At 66.3% G+C, this 427-nt stretch carries 1 protein-coding gene; it reads left to right on the top strand.

Translation table 11 applies throughout. From position 1 onward, the window contains the following. A partial coding sequence (locus tag HK439_RS26525) for a lytic polysaccharide monooxygenase auxiliary activity family 9 protein (RefSeq protein ID WP_190294474.1) occupies nucleotides 1-427 on the top strand: 427 nt, incomplete at both ends.

The raw sequence follows: 427 nt of genomic DNA on the forward strand, positions 1-427 counted from the left end.
GCTCGCAGGCGTTCTACGACTGGAACGGCATCAACCAGGCCAACGCCAACGGCAACCACCAGGCCGTGGTGCCCGACGGCAAGCTGTGCAGCGGCAACAACCCGACCTTCCGCGGCCTGAACCTGGAGCGCAGCGACTGGCAGACCACACCGATCCAGCCCGATGCGAACGGCAGGTTCACCTTCGTGTTCAAGGCGACCGCCCCGCACGCTACGCGCGACTGGAAGTTCTTCGTCACCCGCGCCGGCTGGCAACCGGGCAGCCCGCTGCGCTGGGCCGACCTGCAGGAATTCTGCTCGCTGGGCAACACGCCGCTGTCGGCCGATGGTACCTACAAGCTGCAGTGCACGCTGCCGCAGCGCAGCGGCCAGCATGTGATCTACAACACCTGGCAGCGCGCCGATTCCACCGAAGCGTTCTATACCTG

Origin of the sequence: Roseibium aggregatum (genome assembly GCF_014692675.1) — a bacterium.
In the GTDB taxonomy this organism is placed as follows: Bacteria; Pseudomonadota; Alphaproteobacteria; order Rhizobiales; family Stappiaceae; genus Roseibium; species Roseibium aggregatum_C.